We start from the raw sequence: 22,140 nt of genomic DNA, 5'->3' as shown, positions 1-22,140 counted from the left end.
GTGCCGACACCGAGCTCGGTGTCGGCCGCCGCGACGGCGATGTCCTCGGTGGCGACGCGCAGAGCCGTCTCGACGTCGTCCGTCGTGGCGAACGGTCGGGACGCGATCTCGCTCATGCGGCGCACGACGGCGTCGCTGGCCACGTCGCCGGCGCTGTGCCCGCCCATGCCGTCCGCGACGACGAAGAGCGGGGCCGCGGCGAGGTAGCTGTCCTCGTTGTGGGCTCGGCGACGACCCACGTCGGTCACCCCCGCCCAGTCGAAGGTGAGTCCCGGGCCGTCGAGGCCGAGGGCGTGGGCGGTCGTGGGGCGGCCGAGCTCTGTCACAGGAGGGGTTCTTTCGTCGGGATGATGCGCTGGGGAGGCAGGATCTCGAGAAGGTTCCCGTCACCTACGTCCACTATCGTGCCTGCACGCGCGACGAGCGACTCGCCTTGCCGCAGAACCACGGGAACGCGTCCGGGCTCGGTCACCCGGGTCCCGTTCGTCGAACGCAGGTCGGTGACCACGACGATGCCGCCTTGCTGGCGCACGTCGACGTGGGCGCTCGAGACCTCGTGGCGGGGAGACGGCACCGTCACCAGCCGTGGGACGGGCCCCGACCCGAGGCGCGGACCGGCGGGCCGGCGCCCGACCACGACGGGCGAGTCGAGCAGCAGGTCCTGCCCGGCCACCCTCACCCCGTGGAGGCGCGGGGCGGGACGGGCGGACGCGTTCGGCTCTCGGCCCGTCGGCGCGGGCACCGGAGGGGACGCTCGGAGGACGGTGTCGTCCGCGTCCGCGGGGCCCGAGGGACGGGCGCGACGGCCGACGACGGTGTCGTCGATGCCGTGGAGTTCGTGCCACGGGTCTGGACGATGTTCGGCGGGCATCTCGTTCCTCTCACCGGGGGCCGTGGTGCGCGTCGGCGACCACGACCTCCACGCTAGCGCGCGGCGCGACCCACACCTCGTCGGCGTGGCGCCGCACGACGTCTCCTCCCCACGCTCGGCGGGATGCCATCGACGCACATCGGCGCCGGACACCCTCATGCGGCCCGGACACCGGCCCTAGCGTGACGCCATGACCGACCTCGTCCTCGTGCCCCCGCTGCCGCCCGGCCGAGCCGGCGACGACGAACCGCCGGGACTGGTCCGGCTCGACTCCCCCGTCGGACGCATCGAGATCGTCAGCCGGCATTTCGCCGTCGAGGGCCTGGCGATCGAGCGCGACGGTGTGCTGCCCCACGACGATCACCCCGAACGGCCCGACAGCCTCCTCGACGCCGCCCGACGACAGGTCGACGGCTACTTCGAGGGGGTGCGCACCCGCTTCGACCTACCGTTCCGACTGGTGGGTTCGAGCTTCCAGCGCTCGGTCTGGTCCGCTCTGCTCGAGGTCGAGTGGGGTCGGGCCACGACCTACGGACGGCTCGGCGGGACGTTCGGCAACCCCCGGGCGGGTCGAGCCGTCGGCGGAGCCGTCGCGACGAACCCGCTCCCTCTGCTCGTCCCCTGCCATCGCGTGCTCGGCCGGACGGGCGGCGTCACCGGATACACCGTCGGTGAGGGGGTCGAGACGAAGAAGTGGCTCCTGCGGCACGAGGGCATCGCGTTCCGAGACGGTCCTGTGCCGCTCGACTGAGCCGGGACCGGTCGTTCGCCCGACGATCAGACCGAGGCCGCGAGGACAGACTCGGCAACGAGGACCGTCTCGTCCCCTGGCTCGAGCACGAAGCCCCGACCGTGGGCCCAGTGCGTCAGATCGCCGATGTCGCGCAGTTCGGGGCGATCCGTCAGGAGCGCCCGGACGAACAACCCCTTGCTCTTCTTGTTGAAGTGGTTGAGGGCCCGACGCCGGTCGCCTGCATCCGAGACGACCCTGACGTACGTCGATCGGGGCCCCGTCGGCCCGAGACCAACGTATCCCTCCGATCGCAGGTCGACGACGAGTTCGTCGACGCCGGCCAGCACCTCGGACACCGGTCCGCGCCAGAGCTTCTTCAACGTCGTCCCAGGCACTTTGGAGTCGTGCGACAGCCGATAGGCCGGGATCTCGTCACCGGCCCGGAGCAACCCGAACAGGGCCGAGTGCACCACCACGTGTCGGTGGGCCCAGTTCCACGCGTCGTCACCGAGCAGCCCCACATCGAGGGGGTCGAAGAGGACGCCCGTGTAGCGCGCCAGAGCGGGCATCGTGGGCGACACGGTCACCTGCTGGTTGCGCTCGACCTCGTGAGCCTGCGTGGGTCCGAGCTTGAGGGCGACGGCTGCGGCCGAGACGTCTGCCGACATCTCGTCGAGCAGAGCCAAGGAGGCGCGGCGTGGGCCCTCGAGTTCGTCGAACGACAGTGCCGCCACGTCGAGCCGTGAACCGACGCTGCCCCCGTCGAGTTTGGTCTCGGACGGGGGCAGCAGGAACAGCATCGAACTCGGTGGTGCGGACAGCTGGTGATCAGTTGAGCTGCGCGTTGCGCGCGACGACCGTCACGGTGTCGTTCTCGACGGAGAGGAAGCCGTCGTCAGCGGTCGCCTCGACGGTGGTGCCGTCGGACAACCGGACCCTGACCTGGCCTGAGGCCAGGATGGCGAGGATCGGCTCGTGACCGGGAAGGATTCCGATCTCACCCTCGGCGGTGCGAGCGACGATCGACGACGCCTCGCCCGACCACACCTCGTGGTCGGCCGAGACGACGCTGACAGTGAGGGCAGCCACGATCAGCCGTTCTCCTTCTGGATCTGAGCCCACTTCTCTTCGACGTCCGAGATGGAACCGACGTTGAAGAAGGCCTGCGTGGCGACGTGGTCGAACTCGCCGTCGGCGATCGCGGTGAAGGACTCGATGGTGTCCTTCAGCGGAACGGTCGATCCCTCGACACCGGTGAACTTCTTCGCCATGTACGTGTTCTGCGAGAGGAACTGCTGGATGCGACGGGCACGCGACACCGTGATCTTGTCCTCTTCGGACAGCTCGTCGACACCGAGGATGGCGATGATCTCTTGCAGCTCTTTGTTCTTCTGCAGGATGGCCTTGACCCGGATGGCCGTGTCGTAGTGCGCCTGGCCCAGGTAACGGGGATCGAGGATGCGGCTGGTCGAGGTCAGCGGGTCGATCGCGGGGTAGAGACCCTGCGACGCGATCTCGCGCGACAGCTCGGTGGTCGCGTCGAGGTGCGCGAAGGTCGTCGCGGGGGCCGGATCGGTGTAGTCGTCGGCCGGCACGTAGATCGCCTGCAGCGAGGTGATCGAGTGACCACGCGTCGAGGTGATGCGCTCCTGGAGGACGCCCATCTCGTCGGCGAGGTTGGGCTGGTAACCCACGGCAGAAGGCATGCGACCGAGCAGGGTCGAGACCTCGGAACCGGCCTGCGTGAAGCGGAAGATGTTGTCGATGAAGAGCAGCACGTCCTGCTTCTGCACGTCACGGAAGTACTCGGCCATGGTGAGGGCCGAGAGCGCGACGCGGAGACGGGTTCCCGGCGGCTCGTCCATCTGGCCGAAGACCAAGGCGGTCTTGTCGAACACGCCCGCCTCGTCCATCTCGGCGATGAGGTCGTTGCCTTCACGGGTACGCTCGCCGACGCCGGCGAACACCGACACACCACCGTGGTCCTGTGCGACGCGCTGGATCATCTCTTGGATGAGGACGGTCTTGCCGACGCCCGCACCACCGAAGAGGCCGATCTTGCCACCCTGCACGTAGGGCGTCAGGAGGTCGATGGACTTGATGCCCGTCTCGAACAGCTGCGTCTTCGACTCGAGCTGGTCGAACTTCGGGGGCTTGCGGTGGATCGGCCAACGCTCGGTGATCTCGACGGTCTCGTCACCCTCGAGGTTGAGGATCTCGCCCGTGACGCTGAAGACCTTGCCCTTGGTGACGTCGCCGACGGGCACGGAGATGGGGGCGCCGGTGTCGATGACCTCTTGCCCGCGGACGATGCCGTCGGTGGGCTTGAGGGCGATGGCACGGACGAGGTCGTCACCGAGGTGCTGGGCCACCTCGAGCGTGATCTGCGTGGTCGTGTCACCGATGGTGATCTTGGTGGTCAGCGCGTTGTAGACGCCGGGGATGGCATCGTGCGGGAACTCGATGTCGACGACGGGGCCCGTGACCCGGGCGATGCGCCCGACGCCGGGAGCCGACTCGGTCGCGACCGGTGCGGTTGCGGTGTCAGTCATGGCTTCTCTCTCTTCGGATGATGATGCTGTGGTGCAGAGCTCTACTTGGCCGACCCGAGGGCGTCTGCGCCGCCCACGATCTCGGAGATCTGCTGCGTGATCTCGGCCTGACGCGCGTTGTTGGCCAGACGGGTGAAGTCGCGGATGAGGGTGTCGGCGTTGTCGCTGGCAGCCTTCATGGCCTTCTGACGGGCGGCGTGCTCGGAGGCGGCCGACTGCAGCATGGCGTTGAAGATGCGGCTCTCGATGTACACCGGCAACAGAGCGTCGAGCACCTCGGTCGGATCGGGTTCGAAGTCGTACAGCGGCAGGACATCGTCCTCACCAGGCTCTTCGATGCCCTCGACGACCTCGAGGGGAAGCAGACGGACGACCTCGGGGACCTGGCTGACCATGTTCACGAAACGGTTGTAGACGATGTGGATCTCGTCCACGCCACCTTCGGCCGCTTCGGTGAGGAACTTGGACACGACCGCGTCGCCGATCTCTTTCGCCGTGGCGAACTCGGGCTGATCGGTGTTGCCGGTCCACACCTGCTCGGCGTCACGACGTCGGAAGGCGAAGTATCCCTGGGCCTTGCGACCCACGAGGTAGTAGACGACCTCTTTGCCCTGGCTCCGCAACAGCTGTGCGAGCTGTTCGCTCTCCTTCAACGTGTTCGAGCTGAACGCGCCGTTGAGACCGCGGTCGGACGTGAACACGACGATCGCGGCACGCTCGACCGTCTCGGGCTCGGTGGTCAGCACGTGGTCGACGTCCGAGAACGTCGCCACGGCCGACACCGCGCGTGTGATGGCCCGCGAGTACGGCCCGGAGGCTTTCATCCGGGCCTGCGCCTTTTGGATGCGCGAGGCCGAGATGAGCTCCATCGCGCGAGTGACCTTCTTGGTCGTCTGCGCAGAGCGGATCCTCTGCCGGTAGACCCGGAGTTGGGCTCCCATTACTCTCCTGTTGTCTCGTCAGTCGTGAACGTCGAACGGGCGCGTCAGCGCTTCGTCTTGACGATCTTCTCCTGGTTGACGTCGTCGGCGTCGGTGGCCTCGAACTCTTCGCGTCCCACTGAGGCGAGGGGCTTGCCTTCACCGGTCTGGAACTCCTGCTTGAACGAGTCGATGCCGCTCTCGAGAGCTGCGACGATCTCGTCCGACAGGACGTTCTTCTCCCGGAGGTCGGACAGCACGGACGTGTTGCGCCCCATGTAGTCGAGCAGCTCCCGCTCGAAACGCAGGATGTCGGGCACGGGGACCTCGTCGAGCTTGCCGTTGGTGCCGGCCCAGATCGAGACGACCTGGTCCTCGACCGGGTACGGCGAGTACTGCGGCTGCTTGAGGAGCTCGGTCAGACGAGCACCACGTGCGAGCTGTCGACGGCTCGCCGCGTCGAGGTCGGACGCGAACATCGCGAACGCCTCGAGCGAGCGGTACTGGGCGAGTTCGAGCTTCAGCGTGCCCGAGACCTTCTTGATCGACTTGACCTGAGCGTCACCGCCGACGCGGGACACCGAGATGCCGACATCGACCGCGGGACGCTGGTTGGCGTTGAAGAGGTCGGACTGCAGGAAGATCTGGCCGTCGGTGATCGAGATGACGTTGGTCGGGATGTACGCCGACACGTCGTTGGCCTTGGTCTCGATGATGGGGAGACCCGTCATGGAACCGGCACCCAACTCGTCGGACAGCTTGGCGCAACGCTCGAGGAGACGCGAGTGCAGGTAGAAGACGTCTCCGGGGTACGCCTCACGTCCCGGCGGGCGACGCAGGAGGAGCGAGACGGCACGGTAGGCCTCGGCCTGCTTCGACAGGTCGTCGAAGATGATGAGGACGTGCTTGCCGCTGTACATCCAGTGCTGACCGATGGCCGAACCGGTGTACGGGGCGAGGTACTTGAAGCCGGCGGGGTCCGAGGCGGGAGCCGCGACGATCGTCGTGTACTCCATCGCTCCGGCCTCTTCGAGGGCACCCTTGACCGAGGCGATCGTCGAGCCCTTCTGGCCGATGGCGACGTAGATGCAGCGAACCTGCTTGTTCTCGTCGCCGGACTCCCAGTTGGCCTTCTGGTTGATGATGGTGTCGATCGCGATGGCCGTCTTGCCGGTCTGGCGGTCACCGATGATGAGCTGACGCTGGCCACGGCCGACGGGGATCATGGCGTCGATCGCCTTGATGCCGGTCTGCATGGGCTCGTGGACCGACTTGCGCTGCATGACACCAGGAGCCTGCAGCTCGAGGGCGCGGCGACCTTCGGTGGCGATGTCGCCGAGACCGTCGATGGGAGCACCCAACGGGTCGACGACGCGACCCAGGTAGCCGTCACCGACGGGGACGGACAGGACCTCACCCGTGCGGGTGACCTCCATGCCCTCTTCGATGCCGGAGAACTCGCCGAGCACGATGGCGCCGATCTCGTCCTCGTCGAGGTTCTGGGCCAGACCCTGCGTGCCGTCCGCGAAGCGGATGAGCTCGTTGGCCATGACGCCGGGGAGACCCTCGACGTGCGCGATGCCGTCGGCTGCGTCCGTGACGTGGCCGACCTCGGTGGTCGAGGCCTTCGACGGGTCGTACGACGAGACGAAGTCCTTCAGCGCGTCGCGAATCTCATCCGGGCTGATCTTGATGTCTGCCATTGTGATTCCTATTCGTAGCGAGGCTTCGGGAGGCCTCGAGTCTGTGTGTGAGAGCGTGACTAGCCGGCGAGCTGCAGGCGGAGCAGGCTGAGCTTGGTCGCGACGGTGCCGTCGATGACCTCGTCGCCCACCTGGACCCGGAGACCGCCGACGACGGCGGGATCGATGACCTGGTTGATGCGCAGGCTACGCCCGAACTGCTTGGCCAAGCCGTGCTGCAGTCGAGTGACGTGGGCGTCGTCGAGGCGGACGGCGCTCGTGACGGTCGCGACGAGCTGGTCGGACTGGTCGGCGACGATGTCGGCCGCGTGACGCAGGAGCTCACCGATCCGACGCCCACGAGGCTGCTGCACCAGGTGCACGACGATGACGACGGTCTGGCGACTGGCCTTGCCTCCCAGCAGACGCTCGACGAGGTTCGCCTTGGAGGCGGGGTCGCCCAGCTTGGAGCCGATGGCCAATTCTAGCTGGGCATCGGTGCGGACGGCCGCGTCGAACGCGAACAGCTCGTTCTCGATGCTGCTGTCGGCCGGGGTGGTCGTCGCGATCGCCCGGAAGGCGACCTCTTCGATGCCGGCGAGCAGGTCGTCGGACGAGGACCAGCGGCTTCCGACGACCGACACGAGCACGGCTCGCGTCGACTCGGAGAACGACCCGAAGAGCCGGTCGAGCAGCTGCTTCTTCGTCGCCACGTCGACAGCGGGGTCGGCGAGATACGACTGCAGCTGAACGGAGCCGCCGATGACCCGACCGGCGTCGAGCAACTGCTCGCCGGTCGTCAGGTCGACCGACCCGCCGAGGTCGGACAAGACCGACCGCGCCGAACCGAGTGCTTCTCGGGACATGGAACCCATCGTCAGTGGCCCGCCTTAGCGTTCTCGTCCGCCTCGAGCTCGGCCAGGAAGCGGTCGACCACGGCCGAGGCCTTGGCGTCGTCGCTCAGCGACTCACCGATGACGCCGGAGGCGAGGTCGATGGCCAGCGATCCGACTTCGGACCGGAGCGACGCCACGGCGGCCTGGCGCTCGGCCTCGATCTGCGCGTGGGCGGAGGCGGTGATGCGGTCGGCATCGGCCTGCGCCTGCTGCTTGAGCTCGGCGATGATCTCGTTGCCCTCGGCGCGCGCAGCCTCACGGATGCGAGCGGCCTCGGCACGAGCGTCGGCCAGCTGCTTCTTGTATTCGTCGAGGGCCTTGGCAGCCTCGGCCTGTGCGGCCTCGGCGTGCTTGATGCCGCCTTCGATGCGCTCGGCACGCTCGTCGAGGATCCTGCGGAACTTGGGGATCGCGAAGAGCCCGAAGAACGCGGCGATGACCACGAAGACGACCAAGGACCAGAGGATGTCGTAACCAGCGGGGAAGAAGATGGCGGCGCCTTGGGGCGCACCACCTTCGGCCGCGAGGATCGTCTCGATCATCGGTGTGTCGTCCTAACTGATCAGGAGAAGATGAAGCCGGCGGCGAGGCCGATGAAGCCCAGCAGCTCGGTGAACGCGATGCCGAGGAACATCGTGACCTGCAGGCGGCCGGCCAGCTCGGGCTGGCGGGCCATGGCCTCGACGGTCTTGCCCGCGACGATGCCGATGCCGATGCCGGGGCCGATCGCAGCGAGGCCGTAGCCGACGGTCGCGATGTTGCCGTTGATCTCAGCGAGGATCGTGGTGGTGTCCACTTGTGTTTCCTTCCGGTTGGGCGATGCACGTCGGATGACGTGCTTCGTCTGTATTTAGTGTTCTTTCGCCGCGGCCTGTTGGATGTAGACCGAGGCGAGGAGCGTGAAGACGTAGGCCTGCAGCACGGCGACGGCCATCTCGACGATGGTCATCACGAAGCCACCGATGAGGGTGAGAGCACCGAAGGCCATGAAGCCCCCGCTCATGCTGAAGAAGAAGAAGTGCGTCGCCGCGAAGCAGAGCACCAGCAAGAGGTGGCCGACCATCATGTTCAACAGGAGTCGGAGGGCCAGGGAGATCGGCCGCACGATGAAGATGTTGATGAACTCGATGGGCGTCAAGAGGATGTACATGACCCACGGCACACCGGGCGGGAAGAGGGCGTTGCGCAGGAACGTCGCGCCGCCGGCCTCACGGAAACCCGCGTAGATGAACATGATGTACGCCACGACCGCCAACAGCAGGGGCATGGCGATGACCGACGTGCCCGCGATGTTGAGGCCGGGGATGATGCCCGTGATGTTCATGGCGAAGATGCCGAAGAACATGGCGGCCAGCAACGGCAGGTATTTGCGTCCGAGCTTCTCGCCGAGGATCTCCTCGACGATCTGGATGCGGACGAAGTCGAGGCCCAGCTCTGCGATGCTCTGCCCGCGGGACGGGATGAGCCGCCCCTTGCGCAGGGCCAACCAGAACAGCATCAACATGACGGCGATCGCGAAGAGGCGGACCAGCATGATGCGGTTCAGCTCGAAGGGGGTGCCCTCGAAGAAGATGGCGGGAGGGAAGAACTCGTCAAGAGTCGGGGCGTGGAATCCCCCGTCCCCGTGGCCGGCTTCGGCAGCGGAGAGCAGGTTCACAGCGTTCGCTATCAGCGCTATCTCCTGTGTCGGGGCGAGCACCCTGAAGTGTCGCGACGATTGGTGGGGTTTGTCATCCGTGCACGCTGGAGACGCGGCCGGGGAACGTCGTCAACCCTATCAAGGTAATGGGAGCTTCCACGAATCGGTCGAGGTATTTTCACCGTGTGCACGCATGGTCGTCAATCCTGCGGAGCGGGGGGCAGCGCGGCGTCGCTCACGTACGACAGGCGCCCCCGGACGACCACGAGGGCGTCGACGGCCAGCGTGCCGATGATCGAGACGACGAGGGCCAGGAAGAGCACCACGTCGTTCACGAACGGCTGGTCGCGCAACGCGACCAGCAACACGATGAAGATGACCAGCTTGAGCAACCAGGCGCCCATCACGATTCCGAAGAACGCCCCGAGCGTGAAACGGATCGCCACCAGCATGCTCGCGGCCGTGATCGCGGCGAAGAGGATCGCGAGCCCCACCCCGACGAGGGCGCTCCACAGGCCGTCCGTGCCGGCGAAGAAGTAACCGAGCCCCCCTCCGACGACGGCGATGACGAGGGCGAGCACGCCCGTGTACTTCAGGATCTGGGTGAAGATCGAGCTGGCGTTCATGCGGGGTCCTTCGGGTTCGTCAGTTCGGGCACCACGGCCTTGGCCGCGGTGTCGGTGTCGTGCGGGTCGAGGACGTCCGCGGCGGCGTCGAGCGGGTCGAACCGGTCCGACTCCGTCGTCGACAGGTCACCCGTGCGGGTCGTCTGGACCGCGATCTCGACCTTCTTGCGCCGGCTGAGCGGAGACAACGTGGCAGCCGTGCAGGCGACCAGGCCGACACCGAGGAACACGGCGACCAGGTAGGTCGGTTTCACGAAGAGGAACATCAATCCCCCGACGGCCGCCACGAGGGTCCAGGCGTAGAAGATCAGGACGGCTTGGAAGTGGGAGTGACCCATGTCGAGCAGGCGGTGGTGCAGGTGCTTGCGATCGGCCGTGAACGGGGACTTGCCGGCGCTCAGTCGCCGGAGGACGGCCAGGCCGAAGTCGAGCAACGGCACGACGAGGATCGCGAAGGGCAGGATGATCGGGATGAAGGCGGGCAGCAGGGCCGTCCGGGAGATCCCGGCCGGGTCGATCTGCCCGGTGACCGAGATCGCGCTCGTCGCCATGACGAGGCCGGTGAGCAGCGCACCCGCGTCGCCCATGAAGAGCTTGGCCGGGTGCCAGTTCAGCGGCAGGAAGCCGAGACAGGCCCCGATCAGCACGGCCGAGAGCAGGGCCGCGAGGTTGAAGTACTCCGTCTGGCCGATGGTGATCGAGATGACGAAGCTGTAGACGAAGAAGACGCCGTTGGCGATGATGGCGACCCCGGCGACGAGGCCGTCGAGACCGTCGATGAAGTTCACGGCGTTCATCACGAGGACGATCGTCAGGACCGTGAGCACGAGGGACATGTACGGCGAGCCGATGGCCAGGCTGCCCCCGATGGGCAGCGAGACGAGTTGCACGCCCTGCCAGGCGAGTACGCCGGCGGCGATGATCTGACCCGCCAGCTTGGTCATCCAGTCGAGGTCGTACAGGTCGTCGACGACTCCGATGACGACGATGATCGTGGCGGCGCCGATGATGGCCAACGGGGGCCCTGCGTCGGCGAAGACGAGACGGAAGTAGTCGACTCCCGAGATCAGCGGGAAGACGAACCACGCCGCGAGGAGCGCGACGACGATGCCGGCCCACATCGCGATGCCCCCGAGTCGTGGCGTCGGCGTCTGGTGGACGTCACGCTCGCGAATCTTGGGATAGAGGCGGTACTTGAGGCCCACCCGCCACACCACGACGGACAGCACGAAGCTGACCGCCGCGGATATCGCCAGCGCGAGGAGGTAGTACCTCACGCGAGGGCGTCGACCCCGACGACGCGGATGATGTCGGCGTCGGACAGGACGCCGTGGCGCACGATGCGCAGCACCCCGTCGGCACCGCCCGTGGCATCGACGATCGTCGACCCCGTGTTGGCGCCGGGCCGGTGTTCGTACGTCGTGCCCGCGGCGCCGTCGTCGAGGTAGACCGACACCGAGTCGCCGAGCATGCGGCGCGCGTCGCCCGCCGACTCGGCCGCGGGGCGGCCGGTGAGGTTCGCACTCGACACCGCGAGGGGGCCGGTCTCTTCGAGCAACTCGAGGGCGATGCGGTGACTCGGCACGCGCAGGGCGACGGTGCCGCGCGTCTCGCCGAGATCCCAGCTGAGCGACGCCTGCGCGCGGAAGATGACCGTGAGCGGGCCGGGCCAGAACTCGTCGAGCAGCGGACGGACGACCTCGGGCACTCGGTCGGTGAGCGCGGCGAGGGTCTCTTGCCCCTTGATCAACACCGGAGGCGGTGACTGACGGCCTCGGCCCTTGGCGTCGAGCAAGCGCTGCACGGCGGTCGGATCGAACGCGTCGGCCGCGACGCCGTACACGGTGTCGGTCGGCAGGACGACGAGCTCGCCCCGCCCGACGGCACCGCGCGCCATGCGCATGCCGGCGAGCAGTTCGGAGTCGACGGAGCAGTCGTGAAAAGTGGCCATGACCTGACGATGATAGTGCGACGGACCGGGAGAACCCGGTCAGCGCACCGCCGTCGTGGCCCGGTCGCGACCGGTGAGGTCGGGGTGCGTGGCCGGGGAGCGCCATCCGTCGGCCGTCAGGAGGTCGCGGATCGCGCCTCCTTGGAGCTCGCCGTGCTCGATGACGAGCGCTCCCCCGGGGCGTAGCAGCCGTCGGGCGGTGAGGGACAGAGCCCGGACGAGGTCGAGGCCGTCCTCGCCGCCGTACAGGGCGAGGGCAGGATCGTGGAGGCGCACCTCGGGGTCGCGCGGGACCATGCCGACGGGCACGTACGGCGGGTTCGACACCACGACCGAGACCGTGGCATCGAGTTCGGGCACGGCGTCGGTGAGGTCGCCCTCGACGAGTCGCACGTTGTCGACACCCACCGCGGCGATGTTGCGACGCGTCCACACCGCCGCGTCGGGAGAGAGCTCGACGGCGACGACGGTGGCCGTCGGCACCTCGGAAGCCATCGCCAACGCGAGGGCTCCGCTGCCGGTTCCGAGATCGACGGCGACGGGCGACGCGTCCGGAACGGCACGGAGAGCGTCGATCGCGAGCTGGGCGACGCCTTCGGTCTCGGGCCGGGGGACGAAGACGCCGGGCCCCACGTGCAGCTCGAGGTGCCGGAAGGACGCCCACCCCGTGATGTGCTGCAGGGGCTCGCGGGAGGCACGGCGCGTGATGGCGGCGACCAGCGCCTCCTGCTCGTCCGTCGTCAAGGGCGACGCGGTGACGGCCCTCGCCCGGACGACTCCCCTGGCCAGGCCCGTGACGTGGGCGAGCAGGAGTTCGGCGTCGACGTCGGGCGACGGCACCCCGGCGTCGGCGAGGACGGCCGACGCGACCCGGAGGCCGGCGTCGACCGTCGTCACGCCCTCGAAGGCCGTGGCGATCGCGTCGCTCACGACGCGGTGTCGCCGATCTCGGCGAGACGCGCCTCTTCGTCGGCCTGGATGCACGAGTCGACCACCGGGCCGAGCGCACCGTCCATGACCGCGTCGAGGTTGTACGCCTTGTAGCCGGTGCGGTGGTCGGCGATGCGGTTCTCGGGGAAGTTGTAGGTGCGGATGCGCTCCGACCGGTCCATGCCCCGGATCTGGCTCTTGCGGGCGTCCGACGCGATGGCCGCCTGCTCTTCTTGCTGACGGGCCAGGATGCGGGCCCGCAGGACGCGCATGCCGGCCTCGCGGTTCTGCAGCTGGCTCTTCTCGTTCTGCATCGCGACCACGATGCCCGTGGGCAGGTGCGTGATGCGGACGGCGGAGTCGGTCGTGTTGACCGACTGTCCACCGGGGCCGCTCGACCGGTAGACGTCGATCTTGAGGTCGTTCTGGTTGATGTCGACCTCTTCGGGCTCGTCGACCTCGGGGAACACGAGCACGCCCGTGGTCGAGGTGTGGATGCGCCCCTGCGACTCGGTCGCCGGCACCCGCTGCACGCGGTGCACACCGCCCTCGTACTTGAGGTGGGCCCAGACGCCCTGCGACGGGTCGGACGCGTTCGACTTGAGTGCCACCTGCACGTTCTTGTAGCCGCCGAGGTCGGAGTCGTCGCTCGCGATCATCTCGGACTTCCAGCCCTTCGACTCGGCGTAGTGCAGGTACATGCGCAGCAGGTCCGCCGCGAACAGGGCGCTCTCGGCCCCGCCCTCGCCGCCCTTGATCTCCATGATCACGTCGCGCCCGTCGTCCGGGTCGCGCGGGATCAGGAGGCGCCGCAGGCGTTCCTGGGACTCGTCGAGCGCCTGCTCGAGGCCGGGGACCTCGTCGGCGAACGCCTCGTCTTCTTTCGCGAGTTCACGAGCGGCCTCGAGGTCCTCACCCGCCTGCTGCCACGCCGAGTGGGCAGCCACGATGCGGCTGAGCTCGGCGTAGCGGCGGTTGATCTTCTTGGCGCGTGCGGCGTCGGCGTGGACGGCCGGATCGCTGAGCTGCGTCTGCAGGTCGTCGTGCTCGGCCAGCAGCACGGCCACCGACTCGAACACGCTCAGTGCTCCTTGTGGCCGGAGTCGTGTCCGTTCGAGGCGGGGACCGACTTCTGGACCTGGACGAGGAACTCGACGTTCGACTGCGTCTCGCGCAGGTTGCGCAGGACGATCTCGAGGGCCTGCTGCTGGTCGAGTCCGGCCAGGGCCCGGCGCAGGCGCCAGGTGATCTTGACCTCGTCGGGGCTGAGCAGCATCTCTTCACGACGCGTGCCCGAGGCGTTGACGTCCACGGCGGGGAAGATGCGCTTGTCGGCCAGGTGACGCGACAGGCGGAGCTCCATGTTGCCGGTGCCCTTGAACTCCTCGAAGATGACCTCGTCCATCTTCGAACCGGTCTCGACGAGAGCGGTCGCGAGGATGGTCAGCGAGCCACCGTTCTCGATGTTGCGCGCCGCGCCGAAGAAGCGCTTCGGCGGGTAGAGGGCCGACGAGTCGACGCCACCCGAGAGGATGCGGCCCGACGCGGGTGCGGCCAGGTTGTACGCACGACCGAGACGCGTGATCGAGTCGAGCAGCACGACGACGTCGTGGCCCAGCTCGACGAGGCGCTTGGCGCGCTCGATGGCCAGCTCGGCGACCGTCGTGTGGTCTTCGGCGGGGCGGTCGAAGGTCGAGGCGATGACCTCGCCCTTGACCGTGCGCTGCATGTCGGTGACCTCTTCGGGGCGCTCGTCGACGAGCACGACCATGAGGTGCACCTCGGGGTTGTTGATCGCGATGGCGTTGGCGATCGACTGCAGCACAAGGGTCTTGCCCGCCTTGGGCGGCGAGACGATGAGGCCGCGCTGCCCCTTGCCGATCGGCGACACGAGGTCGATGATGCGGGTCGAGAGCTTCTGGGGCTCGGTCTCGAGTCGGAGGCGCTCCTGCGGGTAGAGCGGGGTCAGCTTGCTGAACTCGACGCGCTTGGCCGCCTCGTCGACGGGCTGGCCGTTGATCGAGTCGATCCGCACGATCGCGTTGTACTTCTGGCGCCCCTGGCCCTGGTCGCCCTCGCGGGGCTGACGGATGGCACCGACGACCGCGTCGCCCTTCCGCAGGTGGTACTTCTTGACCTGGCCGAGCGAGACGTAGACGTCGCTCGCACCGGGCAGGTAGCCCGTGGTGCGCACGAAGGCGTAGTTCTCGAGGACGTCGAGGATGCCCGCGACGGGAATGAGGACGTCGTCCTCGCCGATCTCGGGTTCGACGTCGTCGTTCTGGCCACCACGGCCACGCTTGCGGTCACGCTGACGGCCACGGCCCTGTCGTCCGCCCTCGTCGTTCTGACCGCCGGACTGGGGGCCGTTGCCGGACTGCTCGCCGCGGGCCGCGTCGTTCTTCTCGCCGGCCTCACGCTGGGCCTGCTGCTCGGCGCGCTGCTCGTCGCCTCGCTGCTGGCCGTTCTGCTGCTGGCCGTTCTGCTGCTGGCCGCCGCGCTGCTGGCCATTCTGCGGGGCGTCGGCCTTCTGGGCACCGTTCTGCTGGCCACCGTTCTGGTCGGCCTGGGCCTGCTGCTGACCGCCCTTGCCACGGTTGCGGTTGCGGCTCCGACGGCCACCACCCTGCTGGCCACCGTTCTGCTGGTCTCCGCCCTGCTGGTCCGTCTGGGCCTGGTCGGTCTGAGCCTGCGGGTCGGAGCCCACCTCGTCGGCGGAGGCGGACGGGGCCGTCTCGGTGGAGGTCGACTCGTCGGCGGCCGGGGTCTCGACCGAGGCGCCGGGCTGCGCGGCGTCGGCGACGACGGACGCGTCGGAGGCGCGGCGCGAGCCACGACGGCGCGACGGACGCTCGGAGGCGGCGACCGGCTCGGCCGGGGCCTGCTCGGTCGAACCCTGTTCGGTCGAACCCTGCTCGGCGGCGGGGGCGCCGACGGTGGCGGCTTCGGTGGCGGGCACCTCGACGAGAGGGGCGACACCGGTGTCGCCGGCGTTCACGTGCTCGCCGGCAGCACGGGACTCGGGAGCCCCGGCGGCGGACGTGGCACGACGCGAGCCGCGGCGGGCGCGGGTCGGTGCCTCGGCGGGCTCGGTGGCCGCCTCGACCACGTCGGCCTCGGTGCCTTCGGCCACGGCGGTCTCGACCGAGGCCGGGACGCCGGCGTCGACGACACCGTCGAGCGTCGGCTGGGGGGCGACCTCGACCGCGGCCCCCTCGCCCTGCTTCGCCGCGATGGCGGCCACGAGGTCGCCCTTGCGCAGCTTCGAGATGCCGCTGATGCCCAGCGACGAGGCGAGGGCCTGCAGCTGGGGCAGGCGCATGGCGGTGAGTTCGGGCGTGGACGGCGCAGCGGCGCCGTTCTGGACGTCAGTCACGAGTGATGGGTTCCTTTCGCTCCCCCGCGTTGATCGGCGGGGCAGAGCTGGTCACACCTCGTGGCCTCGGACCTGCACTGATCGGGTTCGCCCCGAGGGGCTGACCCTGTGCCGGCTCTGCCCTGAACGAGCAGCTGCCCGGGATGAGCAGGAGGCCTGGGAGGTGCGGTGCGCGCCGACCAGATCGGCAGACGAGCACTGCTAGATGTGCACTACGGGATGTGCGACCCGGGGACTCGAAGACTTGTGACCCCACGCGGTAGCCCCCACGAAGAACGGCGGGGACGAAGCTAGATGCCCAGGAAATCTGAGTTTTCTACCGGGTGCGGCACCACTGTAGCACCTTTGAGATCGACGGCCAGCATCAACGGACGCCACGCGGAGACGGCGTGTTCGCGCACCAGTTCGGCGGCGAACAGGCGCTGGGCCGGGTCGCTGCCGAGCACCAGGAGCGAGGGACCGGCCCCGGAGACGACGGCCGCGAGCCCGGCGTCGCGGAGCATGCGGATGAGGGCGTCGGTCTCGGGCATGGCGCTGGCGCGGTAGCTCTGGTGCAGGCGGTCCTCGGTGGCAGCGAGCAGCAACTCGGGACTCTGCACGAGCGCCGCCACCAGCAGCGCCGACCGCGACACGTTGAACGTGGCGTCCTCGTGCGGCACGGAGGCGGGCTGCAGGCTGCGGGCGAGTTTGGTCGAGAGGGTCGACTCGGGGACGAACACCACGGGCGAGACCCCGCGGTGCACGAGCAGGCGCTTGTGCGACGGGCCGTGCGAGTTCATCCAGGCGATCGTGAGGCCGCCGAACAGCGCCGGCGCCACGTTGTCGGGGTGCCCCTCCATGTCGGTCGCCAGGGCGAGCAACGCCGCCGAGTCGAGCTCGACCGTGCCCTCGAGGAGCCCCTTCGCGGCCATGATGCCCGAGACGATCGCGGCCGCGGAGGACCCGAGTCCCCGGCCGTGCGGGATGGCGTTGCGAGCCCGGAGGCGCAGGCCGGGCACGGGGACGCCGACCGAGGCGAAGGCCGCGGCGACGGCCTGCACGACGAGGTTCGACCCGTCGGTGGGCACCTGGCCGGCCCCGACGCCCGTGACCTCGACCGAGACGCCGGGCTCGTCGGTCGCCGTGACCTCGAGCTCGTCGTAGAGCGAGAGCGCGAGGCCCAGCGTGTCGAAGCCGGGGCCGAGGTTGGCCGAGGTCGCGGGGACCTTGACCAGCACCGAACGCCCGACGACCCCGGAGGTCATGCAGAGGCCGGTGCGAGACCGAGCACCTCGGCCACCCGGGCCGTGTCGCTCGCGACCACGGTCGGCTGCACGTCGCTGCCGTCGGAGCGACGCAGGGCCCATTGGGGGTCCTTCAGGCCGTGGCCGGTGACGGTGAGCACCACGGTGGCACCGGCGGGGATGACCCCGGCGTCCGCGCGCTCGAGCAGACCCGCCACGCTGATGGCCGACGCGGGCTCGACGAACACGCCGACCTCGGCCGAGAGGATCTTCTGCGCGGCGAGGATGGCCTCGTCGGTGATGGCGCCGAACCAGCCGTCGGTCAGGTCGCGCGCCTCGAGGGCGAGCTGCCACGAGGCGGGGTTGCCGATGCGGATCGCGCTGGCGATGGTCTCGGGGGCCTTGACGACCTCGCCCGCGACGATCGGCGCCGAGCCGGCGGCCTGGAATCCGAACATGCGCGGCAGCTTGGTGGCGCGACCGATCTCGAGGTCCTCGCGGTAGCCACGCGTGTAGGCGGTGTAGTTGCCGGCGTTGCCGACCGGGATGAAGTGGAAGTCGGGGGCGTCGCCGAGGACGTCGACGACCTCGAAGGCACCGGTCTTCTGGCCCTCGATGCGGTCGTTGTTGACCGAGTTGACGAGGTGCACCGGGTAGTTGGCGGCGAGGTCGCGCGCGATGTCGAGGCAGTCGTCGAAGTTGCCCTGGATCTGCAGCAGCTGACCGTCGTGTGCGACGGCCTGGCTCAGCTTGCCCATGGCGATCTTGCCCTCGGGCACGAGCACGGCGGCGGTGATGCCGGCGTGGGCGGCGTAGGCCGCGGCCGAGGCCGACGTGTTGCCGGTCGACGCACAGATGACGGCCTTGGCACCGTGCTCGACGGCCTTCGAGATCGCCATCGTCATGCCACGGTCCTTGAAGGAACCGGTCGGGTTCATGCCCTCGTACTTGACGTAGACCTTGGCGCCCGTGCGGTTCGACAGCGCCGGAGCCGGGATGAGCGGCGTGCCGCCCTCGCCCAGCGTGACGATCGGGGTGGCGTCGGTGACGTCGAGACGGTCGGCGTATTCGCGCAGGACACCCTGCCACTGGTGGGCCATCAGGCTCCTTCGACTCTCAGCACGCTCGTGACGGAGTTCACGACCGTGGCGTTCTTCAGGGCGGTCACCGTCGCGGCGAGGTCGGACTCGCGCGCCCGGTGGGTGCCGATGATCAGCGTAGCGGTGGCCACGGCGTCACCCTCGACCGTGACGCCCGGCGTCGCGCCCGACGTCTGCTCGACGCTGTGGACGCTCACGCCGTGGTCGCTGAGCACCCCGGCGACCTCGGCGAGCACGCCCGGCTGGTCCGCCACGTCGAGCGTGATCTGGTACCGGGTCGACACGCGGCCGATCGGCAGGACGGGCAGGTTCGCGTGGGTGGACTCGGCGACGCCGGGGCCGCCGATGACGTGCCGTCGAGCGGCCGAGACGAGGTCGCCCAGCACGGCGGACGCCGTCTCGACTCCCCCGGCGCCGGCGCCGTAGAACATGAGGTCGCCGGCCGATTCCGCCTCGACGAAGACGGCGTTCTTGGCTCCGTGCACGGCCGCGAGCGGGTGGCTCAGCGGCACGAGCGCCGGGTACACGCGGGCGCTGACGCCCTCGACTCCCTCGTCGTCGACCAGGCGTTCGCAGATGGCGAGGATCTTCACGACGTACCCGGCCTTGCGCGCGGCGACCACCTGGTCGTGCGTGACCGAGGTGATGCCCTCGCGGTGCACGGCGGCGAGGGGAACGGCCGTGTGGAAGGCGAGGCTGGCCAGGATGGCGGCCTTCTGCGCCGCGTCGTAGCCCTCGATGTCGGCCGTGGGGTCGGCCTCGGCGTACCCCAGGGCCGTGGCCGTCGCCAGGGCGTCCTCGAGGCTCGAGCCGTCGGTGTCCATGCGGTCGAGGATGAAGTTGGTCGTGCCGTTGACGATGCCCATGATGCGCTGGACGCGGTCGCCGGCGAGGCTGTCGCGCAACGGGCGGATGATCGGGATGGCCCCGGCCACGGCGGCCTCGTAGTAGACCTGCGCGCCGACCTGCTCGGCCGCGTCGAAGAGTTCGGTGCCGTGGCTCGCGAGCAGGGCCTTGTTGCCCGTGATGACGTCGGCCCCCGAGTTGAGCGCCTGCAGCACGTAGCTGCGGGCCGGCTCGAGTCCGCCGATCAGCTCGACGACGATGTCGGCACCGACGATGAGCGACTCGACGTCGGTCGTGAACAGCTCGCGCGGCAGGTCGACGTCGCGCGGCGCGTCGACGTCGCGCACGCCGATGCCGACGAGCTCGAGTCCGGCCCCCGCGCGCCCGGCGAAGTCGTCGCCCTGCTCGAGCAGCAGCCGCGCCACCTGCGACCCCACCGAGCCGGCGCCCAGCAGGGCGACCCTCACGTTGCGGTATTCGATCATGTCAGTCCGTTCTCGGGTGCTTCGTCGTCGGGGTGCGGTGCTCGCACGAGGTCAGGAGGCGCGGGTCGGTCAGTCGAGGCCGGCGTCGCGGGCCAGCAGGTCGGCTTCGCTCTCGCCCCGCACGATCACGCGGGCCCGACCGTCACGGACGGCCACGACGGGGGGACGCCCGACGTGGTTGTAGTTGCTCGCGAGGCTGTGGCAGTAGGCGCCGGTGGCGGGCACGGCGAGCAGGTCGCCCGGGGCGACGTCGCCGGGCAGGTAGTCCGCGAGCACGACGAGGTCGCCGCTCTCGCAGTGCTTCCCGGCCACGCGCACGAGCGCGGGCGGAGCAGAGGAGGTGCGGTTCGCGATGCGCACGGAGTAGTCGGCCGCGTAGAGGGCCGTCCGCGCGTTGTCGCTCATGCCCCCGTCGACGCTGACGTACCGTCGCACCGCGCTGCCCTCGTCGGAGGAGACCGTGACGTCCTTGATGGTGCCGACCTCGTACAGCGTGGTGCCGGCGGGCCCGACGATGACGCGCCCGGGCTCGACCGCGAGGAGCGGCACGTCGACGCCGAGGCGGAGGCACTCGGCCTGCACGATGTCGACCAGGGCGACGGCGAGGTCGTCGAGCGGGCGGGCGTCGTCGGCGCTCGTGTAGGCGATGCCGAAACCGCCGCCGAGGTTGAGCTCGGGGACCGGGCCGGTCGCGAGCAGGTCGGCGTGCACGGCGAGCAGGCGACGGGCGGCCTCGGCGAAGCCGTCCGAACCGAAGATCTGCGAGCCGATGTGCGAGTGCAGCCCGACGAACTCGAGGGAGGGCTGCCGGCGGATCGAGCCGACGATGTCGGCGGTCTCGGAGAGCGGGACGCCGAACTTCTGGTCTTCGCGGGCGGTGGCGAGGTACTCGTGGGTGGACGCGTGGACGCCCGAGTTGACCCGGAGGCGCACGCGCTGGACGCGCCCGTGCCGTTCGGCCGCCGCGGCGACCCGGCCGACCTCGGCGGCGTTGTCGAGGACCACGGTGCCGATGCCGGCCTCGACGGTGCGGTCGATCTCGGCGAGCGACTTGTTGTTGCCGTGGAACCCCATGCGGGCAGGGTCGACGCCCGCGGCCCGGGCGACGGCGAACTCGCCGCCGGTGCAGATGTCGACGGCCATGCCCGCCTCGGCCACCCAGCGGGCCACCTCGGCCGAGAGGAACGCCTTGGCGGCGTAGTAGACCGTCGCCGTCGTGCCGACGCGAGCCGCCTCGCGCTCGAACGAGCGGACGGCCTCGACGGCCCGGGTGCGGGCGTCGTCCTCGTCGAGGACGTACAGCGGCGTGCCGAACGACGCCACGAGGTCGGAGGCGGTGACGCCGCCGAGCACGAGTTCACCGCCTGGCGACCGCTGGGCCGTCGCCGACCAGACCGCCGGATCGAGGGCGTCGGCGTCGGTCGGCTCGACGAGCCAGGCAGGGGCCAGGGGGTTCGGGGACACGCGGACCTCGGGGGTTCGAAGGACGGGGAACGACATCAGAGCCTACCGACCGCCGGCGACCGTGACGGCCACGGTCGGGACGTCCTCGACGGCGCGGGCGAGGTCAGGAGCAGGAGCCCTTGGTGCCGATGCCGCTCGACGAGATCGGCAGGCCCGGTGAGGTCACGTCGAGGGTCGCCGCCGTCGACGTGACGTCGACGCCGGTGAGGGTGGTGCCCTGGGGCAGGTACTGCGCCGCACACACGTCGAAGGCGTAGCCGCCGATGAAGGGTGCGAGGTCGAGCGACACCGACGTGTCCCGGAGTGACGCCGTCGTCGGCGTGAGCGAGATGACTCGACCCTCGCTCGTGATCGAGGGCATGGCGACGACGTCCACGGGGACCACCGTGTTCACCAGCGGGATCGTGAAGTCGCGGGCGTAGGTGACCTGTCCGTCGCCGAACGAGATCGCTCCTCCGCTCTCTTGCACGGCCGCCAGACCGTTGACGGTCGCCGCGTCGGCGGTGACCGTGCCGGTGATCGCGCCGGTCGAACCGCTCAGGTCGGTCGGGACGTCCCGGACGTCGAAGTCGAACGAGAGCCCGCCCGACGATCCGGCGGACGAGATGGTGGCCTGGTCGATGCTGCCCTGCACGAGCTGCCAGAGCATCGAGAAACCGCCGATCTGGACGTCGACGGGGCCGGCGGCGTCGCCGAGCTGCTGCGAGATCTGCTTCTCGGCCTGGTCCTCGGCGACGGTCCGGACGACGAGGTCGGCGACCACGGCGAGGATGCCGAGGACCACGACGAGACCCACCAGCACGAAGAGGAAGATGCCGACGCCTCGGCCCCGGCGGCGGGCGACGG

23 protein-coding genes are annotated in these 22,140 nt (G+C 69.4%); 1 reads left to right on the top strand and 22 read right to left on the bottom strand.

Going from position 1 to position 22,140, the window contains the following annotated elements; genetic code table 11:
* Both ASE87_RS16595 and ASE87_RS16895 read right to left on the bottom strand, forming a co-directional pair.
* On the bottom strand, positions 1-326 hold a 326-nt coding region (locus ASE87_RS16595; protein ID WP_369813991.1), incomplete at its 3' end, for a PP2C family serine/threonine-protein phosphatase.
* On the bottom strand, positions 323-871 hold the full coding sequence (locus tag ASE87_RS16895; RefSeq protein WP_056226033.1) for an FHA domain-containing protein: 549 nt from the start codon (positions 869-871) through the stop codon (positions 323-325). The genes ASE87_RS16595 and ASE87_RS16895, both read right to left, overlap by 4 nt.
* Positions 872-1,061: 190 nt before the next feature.
* Between ASE87_RS16895 and ASE87_RS03790 the strand changes: the two genes are divergently transcribed.
* Positions 1,062-1,622 carry a methylated-DNA--[protein]-cysteine S-methyltransferase gene (locus ASE87_RS03790; protein ID WP_082059908.1) on the top strand — a complete coding sequence of 187 codons (561 nt, stop codon included), beginning with the start codon at positions 1,062-1,064 and terminating at the stop codon, positions 1,620-1,622.
* A 26-nt stretch (positions 1,623-1,648) separates the two neighbouring features.
* On the opposite strand, the gene ASE87_RS03785 is transcribed toward ASE87_RS03790, so the two are convergent.
* The 20 genes from ASE87_RS03785 to ASE87_RS03690 form a co-directional block, all read right to left on the bottom strand.
* The gene (locus tag ASE87_RS03785) at positions 1,649-2,404 is read right to left on the bottom strand and encodes a YaaA family protein (protein WP_056226030.1); all 756 of its coding nucleotides are present in this window, start codon (positions 2,402-2,404) and stop codon (positions 1,649-1,651) included.
* Positions 2,405-2,432: 28 nt separating this feature from the next.
* Complete coding sequence (locus ASE87_RS03780; protein ID WP_043594515.1) at positions 2,433-2,693, bottom strand: F0F1 ATP synthase subunit epsilon; 261 nt, start codon at positions 2,691-2,693, stop codon at positions 2,433-2,435.
* 2 nt (positions 2,694-2,695) lie between these two features.
* A complete protein-coding gene (atpD, locus tag ASE87_RS03775; RefSeq protein WP_043594513.1) occupies positions 2,696-4,156 on the bottom strand; it encodes a F0F1 ATP synthase subunit beta in 1,461 nt (486 codons plus the stop codon).
* Positions 4,157-4,197: 41 nt separating this feature from the next.
* Positions 4,198-5,097, bottom strand: a complete 900-nt coding sequence (locus ASE87_RS03770; protein WP_056226028.1) for a F0F1 ATP synthase subunit gamma — start codon at positions 5,095-5,097, stop codon at positions 4,198-4,200.
* Between the two features lie 44 nt (positions 5,098-5,141).
* Positions 5,142-6,779 carry a F0F1 ATP synthase subunit alpha gene (gene atpA / locus ASE87_RS03765; RefSeq protein WP_043594509.1) on the bottom strand — a complete coding sequence of 546 codons (1,638 nt, stop codon included), beginning with the start codon at positions 6,777-6,779 and terminating at the stop codon, positions 5,142-5,144.
* A gap of 59 nt (positions 6,780-6,838) precedes the next feature.
* Complete coding sequence (locus tag ASE87_RS03760; RefSeq protein WP_056226025.1) at positions 6,839-7,633, bottom strand: F0F1 ATP synthase subunit delta; 795 nt, start codon at positions 7,631-7,633, stop codon at positions 6,839-6,841.
* 2 nt (positions 7,634-7,635) lie between these two features.
* Positions 7,636-8,196, bottom strand: coding sequence for a F0F1 ATP synthase subunit B (locus ASE87_RS03755; protein WP_043594506.1), 561 nt, complete (start codon positions 8,194-8,196; stop codon positions 7,636-7,638).
* 20 nt (positions 8,197-8,216) lie between these two features.
* Positions 8,217-8,450: an ATP synthase F0 subunit C gene (gene atpE, locus ASE87_RS03750; protein ID WP_043594505.1), complete on the bottom strand. Its 234-nt coding sequence runs from the start codon at positions 8,448-8,450 to the stop codon at positions 8,217-8,219.
* 54 nt (positions 8,451-8,504) lie between these two features.
* Entirely contained in the window at positions 8,505-9,311 is an 807-nt protein-coding gene (atpB, locus tag ASE87_RS03745) for a F0F1 ATP synthase subunit A (protein ID WP_056226021.1), read from the bottom strand.
* Between the two features lie 182 nt (positions 9,312-9,493).
* Positions 9,494-9,919 (bottom strand): hypothetical protein, encoded by a 426-nt coding sequence (locus tag ASE87_RS03740; RefSeq protein WP_043594502.1) that lies wholly within the window; start codon positions 9,917-9,919, stop codon positions 9,494-9,496.
* Positions 9,916-11,196, bottom strand: coding sequence for an MraY family glycosyltransferase (locus tag ASE87_RS03735; RefSeq protein ID WP_043594501.1), 1,281 nt, complete (start codon positions 11,194-11,196; stop codon positions 9,916-9,918). The genes ASE87_RS03740 and ASE87_RS03735 overlap by 4 nt, the downstream gene beginning before the upstream one ends.
* Positions 11,193-11,870, bottom strand: a complete 678-nt coding sequence (locus ASE87_RS03730) for an L-threonylcarbamoyladenylate synthase (RefSeq protein ID WP_043594499.1) — start codon at positions 11,868-11,870, stop codon at positions 11,193-11,195. The genes ASE87_RS03735 and ASE87_RS03730 overlap by 4 nt, the downstream gene beginning before the upstream one ends.
* Positions 11,871-11,909: 39 nt before the next feature.
* On the bottom strand, positions 11,910-12,800 hold the full coding sequence (gene prmC / locus ASE87_RS03725; protein ID WP_082452278.1) for a peptide chain release factor N(5)-glutamine methyltransferase: 891 nt from the start codon (positions 12,798-12,800) through the stop codon (positions 11,910-11,912).
* On the bottom strand, positions 12,797-13,879 hold the full coding sequence (prfA, locus tag ASE87_RS03720) for a peptide chain release factor 1 (protein ID WP_056226017.1): 1,083 nt from the start codon (positions 13,877-13,879) through the stop codon (positions 12,797-12,799). The genes prmC and prfA overlap by 4 nt, the downstream gene beginning before the upstream one ends.
* A gap of 2 nt (positions 13,880-13,881) precedes the next feature.
* Positions 13,882-16,122 carry a transcription termination factor Rho gene (gene rho / locus ASE87_RS03715; RefSeq protein WP_235472214.1) on the bottom strand — a complete coding sequence of 747 codons (2,241 nt, stop codon included), beginning with the start codon at positions 16,120-16,122 and terminating at the stop codon, positions 13,882-13,884.
* 344 nt (positions 16,123-16,466) lie between these two features.
* The gene (gene thrB / locus ASE87_RS03710; RefSeq protein ID WP_043596940.1) at positions 16,467-17,420 is read right to left on the bottom strand and encodes a homoserine kinase; all 954 of its coding nucleotides are present in this window, start codon (positions 17,418-17,420) and stop codon (positions 16,467-16,469) included.
* On the bottom strand, positions 17,417-18,499 hold the full coding sequence (gene thrC / locus ASE87_RS03705) for a threonine synthase (RefSeq protein WP_056226012.1): 1,083 nt from the start codon (positions 18,497-18,499) through the stop codon (positions 17,417-17,419). The genes thrB and thrC overlap by 4 nt, the downstream gene beginning before the upstream one ends.
* Positions 18,499-19,830, bottom strand: coding sequence for a homoserine dehydrogenase (locus tag ASE87_RS03700; RefSeq protein ID WP_043596937.1), 1,332 nt, complete (start codon positions 19,828-19,830; stop codon positions 18,499-18,501). Before ASE87_RS03700 ends, thrC begins: the two co-directional genes overlap by 1 nt.
* Before the next feature lie 69 nt (positions 19,831-19,899).
* Entirely contained in the window at positions 19,900-21,294 is a 1,395-nt protein-coding gene (gene lysA, locus ASE87_RS03695) for a diaminopimelate decarboxylase (RefSeq protein ID WP_157489713.1), read from the bottom strand.
* A 103-nt stretch (positions 21,295-21,397) separates the two neighbouring features.
* Positions 21,398-22,140: DUF2993 domain-containing protein (locus ASE87_RS03690; protein ID WP_056226005.1), on the bottom strand; the 743-nt coding region annotated here is incomplete at its 5' end.

This window comes from Frigoribacterium sp. Leaf44, assembly GCF_001421865.1.
Taxonomy (GTDB): domain Bacteria; phylum Actinomycetota; class Actinomycetes; order Actinomycetales; family Microbacteriaceae; genus Frigoribacterium.
Note: the sequence above shows the minus strand (reverse complement) of the source record. Positions and strands in the feature narration are given on the sequence as shown.